General features: G+C 38.2%; 6 protein-coding genes and 3 pseudogenes. 6 read left to right on the top strand and 3 right to left on the bottom strand.

Annotated elements, in window-relative coordinates; genetic code table 11:
• Positions 1-350, top strand: a 350-nt coding sequence (locus M5121_RS13100) for an integrase core domain-containing protein (RefSeq protein ID WP_249571398.1), incomplete at its 5' end; no start/stop codon positions are given.
• Positions 351-384: 34 nt separating this feature from the next.
• On the opposite strand, the gene M5121_RS13095 is transcribed toward M5121_RS13100, so the two are convergent.
• On the bottom strand, positions 385-906 hold the full coding sequence (locus tag M5121_RS13095; RefSeq protein ID WP_249571397.1) for a hypothetical protein: 522 nt from the start codon (positions 904-906) through the stop codon (positions 385-387).
• Positions 907-1,222: 316 nt separating this feature from the next.
• On the opposite strand from M5121_RS13095, the gene M5121_RS15880 reads away from it, so the two are divergent.
• Together M5121_RS15880 and M5121_RS13090 are read left to right on the top strand one after the other, a co-directional pair.
• Positions 1,223-1,354 carry a hypothetical protein gene (locus tag M5121_RS15880; protein WP_260390456.1) on the top strand — a complete coding sequence of 44 codons (132 nt, stop codon included), beginning with the start codon at positions 1,223-1,225 and terminating at the stop codon, positions 1,352-1,354.
• Between the two features lie 68 nt (positions 1,355-1,422).
• Positions 1,423-1,881: pseudogene (locus M5121_RS13090) on the top strand (IS3 family transposase); the annotation flags it as partial.
• Between the two features lie 39 nt (positions 1,882-1,920).
• On the opposite strand, the pseudogene M5121_RS13085 reads toward M5121_RS13090, so the two are convergent.
• Together M5121_RS13085 and M5121_RS13080 are read right to left on the bottom strand one after the other, a co-directional pair.
• A pseudogene (locus M5121_RS13085) lies at positions 1,921-2,058 on the bottom strand (hypothetical protein); the annotation flags it as partial.
• Between the two features lie 196 nt (positions 2,059-2,254).
• Positions 2,255-3,310 (bottom strand): Rieske 2Fe-2S domain-containing protein, encoded by a 1,056-nt coding sequence (locus M5121_RS13080; RefSeq protein ID WP_000991568.1) that lies wholly within the window; start codon positions 3,308-3,310, stop codon positions 2,255-2,257.
• Positions 3,311-3,654: 344 nt separating this feature from the next.
• On the opposite strand from M5121_RS13080, the gene M5121_RS13075 reads away from it, so the two are divergent.
• The 3 genes and pseudogenes from M5121_RS13075 to M5121_RS15930 all read left to right on the top strand — a co-directional run bounded on the left by M5121_RS13075 (position 3,655) and on the right by M5121_RS15930 (position 6,831).
• On the top strand, positions 3,655-4,644 hold the full coding sequence (locus tag M5121_RS13075; RefSeq protein WP_112987696.1) for an isopenicillin N synthase family dioxygenase: 990 nt from the start codon (positions 3,655-3,657) through the stop codon (positions 4,642-4,644).
• Positions 4,645-4,670: 26 nt separating this feature from the next.
• Positions 4,671-5,747 carry an IolE/MocC family protein gene (locus M5121_RS13070; protein ID WP_000738084.1) on the top strand — a complete coding sequence of 359 codons (1,077 nt, stop codon included), beginning with the start codon at positions 4,671-4,673 and terminating at the stop codon, positions 5,745-5,747.
• A pseudogene (locus M5121_RS15930) lies at positions 5,744-6,831 on the top strand (BMP family ABC transporter substrate-binding protein). Before M5121_RS13070 ends, M5121_RS15930 begins: the two are co-directional and overlap by 4 nt.
• The last annotated feature ends 41 nt before the right edge of the window (positions 6,832-6,872 follow it).

Here is a 6,872-nt window from a genome sequence, read left to right as displayed (position 1 = left end):
GTTTTTCACTGCCTGCACTGCGCGTCATTCGTACACTTAACCAATTGCTCGAATGGAGAGACAAACCGCTTGTGATTCGCTGCGACAATGGACCTGAATTTATCAGCCACGAATTCGTACGTTGGGCAGCTGAGCATGGTATCCGTATTGAATATATTCAACCAGGCAAGCCACAACAAAATGCTTATATCGAACGATACAATCGTACAATGCGTTATAGTTGGGTGAGCAAACATTTGTTCGATACATTGGAGCAAGTACAAGATTATGCAACACAGTGGTTGTGGCACTACAATCATGAACGACCACATCAAGCTAACGGAGGCAAACCACCTTTGATGGCTGCTTAACCTCTACTTTTAAATTCAGTTATTTATGGGAGGATTACCAAACCACAAAGATGGCTGTGATGGCGATCAATAACAGTGGGGATGCACTCAGCATGAATCTTTGGGTTTTGAGGTTGAAGTCGGTGTCATATTTTTTTGAATATTGCTTATATTTCAAGGCAAAGCAGAGGCTTGATACAAAGCATCCGATGAGGAAACTCAGCATTAACGCCATGCGATAATGGTCAATGCTGAGGTACGTTCCTGCTGTAAATTTATGGAACTGGTAGTAGTTGCTGCCCATGAGAAAAATTAGGCACAACAACCCAAGCCCCATGGCGTTGTATTCCATTTTTTTGTTGTGATCTTGGTATAAAAACTTAGTGATAAGCATGCTTAAACTAAGGCAAAGTGGGACCAAAATTACTGTAATGCTGATCAGTAAGTTACTGAATAGCCATGATTGAAGGTCTGGATTGTTTCTAAATTGGTAGATATTTAAAAATGGGAAAAACACCACTGGAAAGAAGTACATATAGGACAGCTTAAACGAGTCCATATTTTTAATTTTCATCATGTGGGATCAGAGTCCTGACTGTAACTAAGGTAGTTAGGTAGGTATTATGTGTGATGTTAAGCTCTAAATTTTGCACATAATATAAGTATTTGATTTTAAATGTTATTGTATTTATGTAGTAAAAATAAAACTCAAATATTAATATTTATAAGTTATTGAAATTTAATATAAAATTCAGATCACACATAATGCCTACCTTGATTTGAAAAGAAGCTATTGTGTGTGTCGATCAAAGCATTAGAAAGGTCTCTAGTTCTTTATCCTGTCTACCTGACTTAGAATATGATTTACGTAGGCTTTACTCAGGATTACGTCAATGTCAGCAGTAAATGTAATTAATGAAAATGACGATGAGAGAGAAATTGCTTCTCAGGCAGCTTGTGCACTTCGAGAAAGCTTTATTACCGCAGCTCAAAGTGGAGCAGTTCTGTATGTTGAAAACGATTGAACCGTACCGGGTTTGTCGGAGACTTTTTTATTTAAGTTAGGCCACCTGACCTAACGGGTTAATCTTATCATAGTACATTTGTTATTGACGTGTTCTCACGAGCAATTGTTGGATGGAAAGTATCTACACGGATGAATACAGATATGGTACTCGATGCATTGGAGCAAGCATTGCACGATCGAGGCATGCCAAAGAATGTGATTCATCATTCCGATAGAGGTGTTCAATATCTTTCTATTCGCTATACCAATCGTTTAGAAGCTGCAAATTTACGAGCATCAGTCGGTACAACTGGTGATTCATACGATAATGCTCTGGCTGAAACGGTGAATGGCTTATACAAAACAGAGGTGATTGAATATTTAAAAGCAGATTGGCAAGGTTTAGCAGATGTACAACTTGCGACACTAAACTGGGTAGATTGGTTCAATAAAAAGCGTGTACACAGTGCACTGGGTTATGTATCGCCTTTTGAGTTTGAAGCAATGTACTATGATAAGATTAACCCGTTAGGTCAGGTGGCCTAACTTAAATAAAAAAGTCTCCGACAAACCCGGTACGGTTCACTTGGCTTTCTTTGAGTTTGCGAGATAGTTCTTGATTTCAACTACACGAGATTCTGGAACACGCAAAACTTTTGTAGGTTCATCATAAAGAGCTTTACGTCCTGCCCCTTCTCTACTTCCACCATACTGGTTTACCATCTATGTCTCTCCCTGTATAAACTTGATATTGTAACAAAATCAAGTTTATTAATTAGAAGAAGCTAAGACAATGAAATTACGATAAATGGTTAGTCACTTTTATATTAGTATTTCTGCGAAATCAATCTCTAAAAATATAAGGGAGACTACCTCCCTTATATTTCAACCAATCGAGATAATCGGTTATCTTATATCTCTAGACCACATATCTTTTACTTAATCCCCATTCTGCCAATATCCGTCTATATGTCGTTGAAGATTTGTCTGCTGCAAAGTGCGCCTCCATTGAAACATCTAATGGAAGTTCTTCCGGTTTTTGACTCTCAACAATATCCTGATCCTCTGCAAAAATTTGTGCATTGAAGTCATATACAGCCTGTAGGTCACCCGTCGTATCAAAATTACGTGTCAACGGAACAAATAGCCTGGTTTGATTATGCGAAACAGGACAACAAGCATTCAAAATTTTTAAAATCCCATTGTTAGGAAAATAGACAGTAAGTGTTGCCGAGAATGGAGGATATACATCAAATTCTCGTTTCCATAAGAAATTCTCTGGCTCTAAATGTCTCAAACTATGAGGAAAGTTACTTACTGTAGAGATATAAATCGTTTTAAGTCCATAATCTGTTCTTTCAGTTTCATATTTTGGCACTACTGGATTATCACGATCAGCGAATGCCTTGTTATGCACCCAGGCAAAATGTGCCACATCGATAAAACCTTCAAGCTGACGACCACTAGAACCTGCTATATCAACAAATGGTGGGAGTATTGATTGATGTTCATCCGAATCCCAAGTTTCAAGAACTGGAAAATTAGCTTCACTTTCATCACGGCTAAATAAGCTGGTCCAAACTAGTCCATATTTCTCAACTACAGGGAATTTAGTTAAGGTGAACCGATCTGAAATTTGGGTAAGTTCTGGTTGAGCAGGGATTTTTACGCACTTACCTTGTGCGTTATAGTTGAGCCCATGATAGGGACAAACAATATTTTCACCTTCTACCCATCCTTTACTTAATGGCACTCCTCGATGTGGACAGATATCTCTGACCAGATGAATTTCTCCACTTTCAGTTTTATAAATAGCCATTTTGACATCAAGAAGCTGAACTTGTTGCGGTTGAGTCGTTACATCCTGGATTTGAACTACCGGATACCAATGCTGCGCTAGAATATTCCAGTCATTTGGGTCAAATTGACTACATTGTGGCTGAGTGAATAAATTGAGAACTGGTATTGCATTCATTTTAGCGCTGCCCCTCTTATAAGTTATTGATTAATTCAAACTTCTTAGCATTGCTTCATCATGACTTTTTCTTTTCTATCTGTCTATTAAAGACTTTAGGAATGGTATTTCTAATTTTTAGAACACTTTTCTTATTATTGTTCTTCTTATCTAAACTTAACGAATAACTAGCATTTTATAACTCATCACAATTCTTAATTGATGCTGAATTACTTGGACTCCTATTACTACTCTGACTTTATTTAGTGTTGCCTTTTTGGCAACGAGTTGAGCGAGATTCTCTGCTATGCACGGAATTAAATTGTCATTAAGTTGATAACAACAAAGTTCAAAGAGCCACAAAAATGTTGATATACACACCACCTTCTACGGCTAAAAGTATTCCAGTAATCGACTTAAGCGACAGTTTTTCCGATAACCTAGAAAAACGGAAATCTGTTGCGTGGGAAATCCATAAAGCATGCAGAACAACAGGTTTCTTCTATATTAAAAATCATGGTATCGCTTCTGAAGTTCTCCAAAAACAATTAGACATTGCAAAACAGTTTTTTGACCTTCCGATTGAAAAGAAACTAGAAATTGATTTCAAAAACTCCAAATGCCTTCGTGGTTATGAACCAATGGCAGCTCAAACACTTGATGAAGGCTCTCCTCCTGACTTAAAAGAAGGGTTCATGTCAGGGAAAAATCTAGATTCAAGTCACCCATATGTCCAAAAAGGCTATCCACAACATGGGCAGAATCAGTGGCCTGAAGATCTTCCTGAAATGAAGACCCAGACCGAAACCTATATTCAACAGACTTTAAAACTGGGTAAGCATCTAGCTGGCCTATTGGCACTTTCTCTTGGGCTTGAAGAAAACTACTTCGAGGCAGGCTATGATGAAACTGTCATTATTACCCGTATGCTTCACTATCCTCCTCAATCTGAAAAAATTGTAAACAATCAGCTAGGGTGCGGTGCGCACACTGATTGGGGGTTACTGACGCTCTTATTGCAAGATGAAGTAGGTGGACTAGAAGTACGCAATAGTGAGGGTGAATGGATACGTGCACCTCACATACCAGATACTTTTATCGTAAACCTCGGTGATTTAGTCCAATTCATGACTAATGGACTCTACCTCTCAAATATGCACCGTGTTTTCAATAGTAAAGCAGGTGTCTCACGTTATTCGGTTCCAACCTTCTTTGACTTGGATTACGAATACAAAATCAAAACGCTGCAAAATTTAGGTGATCAATTTAAGGCTGAACCTAAAGAAATGACTGTAGGTGAATACCTAGCCTATATGTATCAAAAAACTTACGCATCGAAAAAAGAAGCCGTTTAATTTATTCAACAGTTGGTATCAAAATTATGAAAAAAATGTTTCCTCTAGGTTGTGCTGGTTTAGGCATTCAAAACTCATCAAAAGAACGACCAGTAAGCCTGAATGAGCCTACTATTCTCGAACAGTTCGAAATGCTAAAAGCTGCGGAGGTCTTTGATTTTCTGGATCGTATCCCTCTTGAAGATAGTCAAATAGATGCTTACATCAAGGCAAGTCAGAAAACAAATATCCCTATTTATTCTGGTTGTGGCTTATATGTCATTGGCAAGGATGAGGAAGCATTCAAACAGGATATTAATCGTAGTGCCGCTGTAGGGGCCAAATTCCACAACATGATGATTTGGGCAAAACATGCAGATGGTCATTATGTAACGAACGAAGAAGTTGCTAAAACTTATATCGATTTCTACACCTACGCTCAAAGTAAAGGAATAACGGTTACCTTAGAGTGCCACGTTGATAACTGGTCTGAAGATTATCGTCGAGTAATTCCGGTGGCAGATCTTATAGAAAAAGAAGGTGTGCCGTTTGAGTTTGCAATGGATTACAGCCATTGTATTTTTAAAATTGAAAATGAAATTGAGCTTGCTGTATCACAAATGCGTGATGATCCTGAAGCTATCAGAAAGTTAGATCCTTTTAATAATGATAGTTTTGCAGATGATTGGCTGAATCGAAATTTAGTTACATGGGGGCAGATCCGTCCTGCAGTCCCGAATAATCCAGTTAACTGGTTAGCATTTGAAACAGGACCATATAATGGCTTAGGAACAAATCGTCCTGGCCGAGGAATTCAGTATCCATTTAATCAACCTACGGAAGGTGAATGGCATACAGACTTCTGGCATGCATATAAGCTTGCACCAACCAAAGAAGTCATTCGTAAAATCATTGATAGCTACTTGAACAATCCAAATTCTAAAGTTCAACTTATGACTGTTGATAATATCAATTTAGAGTCGTATGGTTTAAATTGGAAATACAACATGTTTGCCGACAGTTGCAGTGTTGCCCATTATATTCGTGAGATTTATGAGGAGCGACTGGCAATATTTATGGCAAAACAAAATTCAACTGATACTCTTCAAAGAGAATCAGCATGAATAACCTACTTAATTTAAAAAATATTTTCGTAAATGCCAGTCTTTTAGGACTTTTACTCATCAGTGGGGCCAATCCAGCATTGGCCGCTGATCAAGCGGCTTTTGTCTATGTCGCTCATAAAAACGATTATGGTTGGTCTTATTCACACGATATAGGTCGTCTGAAAGCAGAAAAGTCCTTACAGGGTAAATTTAAGACCTCTTATATCGAGAATATTCTAGATAATGCCGACTCTGAACGTACATTTCGGAGACTCGCACAACAAGGAAATAAGGTTATATTTGCTACTACCTTCGGGTATATGAATGCCATTGAAAAGGTAGCTAAACAGTTCCCGAACACCATTTTTATGCATGCGAACGGATATAAAACTGCAAAAAATGTGGGAGTCTATGATATCCGAACCTATGAAGGCTCTTACTTGCAAGGGGTATTGGCAGGCTATAAGACTAAAAGTAATGTTTGGGTGTTGTAGCACCATTCCCAATTCCTGAAGTCATTAGAGACATCAATGCCTATACACTTGGGGCTCAATCTGTAAATCCAAAAATTAAGACCAAGATAGTCTGGATTAACACTTGGTTTGATTCAGGAAAAGAGCATGAGGCTGCACTTGCATTAATATCGCAAAATGCTGATATATTATCACAAGTCACCAACTCACCCGCTGTAGTTAAAGCTGCTCAGGAAAAAGGGAAATTTGGCTTTGGCTGGAACTCAGATATGAGTAAGTTTGCTCCTAAAGGTCACCTAGCTGCATCAGTGTTATATTGGGAAAAAATCTATACTCCTGTTTTGCAGCAAGTGCATAACAAAATATGGAAGTCGGGATCGACATGGTATGGTGTCAAGGAAGGTGCCATCGATATAGCAGGTTTTGGTCCAATGGTCTCTAACAATGAAAAAATGAAGGTTTTGGCAGTCCGAGATAAAATTCGTAACGGTCAATATATTGTGTTTAGTGGACCACTTTACAAACAAGATGGAACATTACTTTTGGGAAAAGGTAAACATCTCTCAAATACGCAATTGATGAGTATGAATTATTTCGTTAAAGGCGTGGATGCTGCTTATCCAAAATAAACAAAGCTAAGCCTTTATTGAGGGATTTCGATAAGGGCTTA

This window comes from Acinetobacter sp. ANC5681, from assembly GCF_023488045.1.
Lineage (GTDB): Bacteria > Pseudomonadota > Gammaproteobacteria > Pseudomonadales > Moraxellaceae > Acinetobacter.
This window is presented reverse-complemented; position numbering and strand designations above follow the sequence as displayed.

Coding starts and splice junctions, on each gene's coding strand:
- M5121_RS13095 (WP_249571397.1), bottom strand. CDS start 906: ATGATGAAAATTAAAAATATGGACTCGTTTAAGCTGTCCTATATGTAC.
- M5121_RS15880 (WP_260390456.1), top strand. CDS start 1,223: ATGTCAGCAGTAAATGTAATTAATGAAAATGACGATGAGAGAGAAATT.
- M5121_RS13080 (WP_000991568.1), bottom strand. CDS start 3,310: ATGAATGCAATACCAGTTCTCAATTTATTCACTCAGCCACAATGTAGT.
- M5121_RS13075 (WP_112987696.1), top strand. CDS start 3,655: ATGTTGATATACACACCACCTTCTACGGCTAAAAGTATTCCAGTAATC.
- M5121_RS13070 (WP_000738084.1), top strand. CDS start 4,671: ATGAAAAAAATGTTTCCTCTAGGTTGTGCTGGTTTAGGCATTCAAAAC.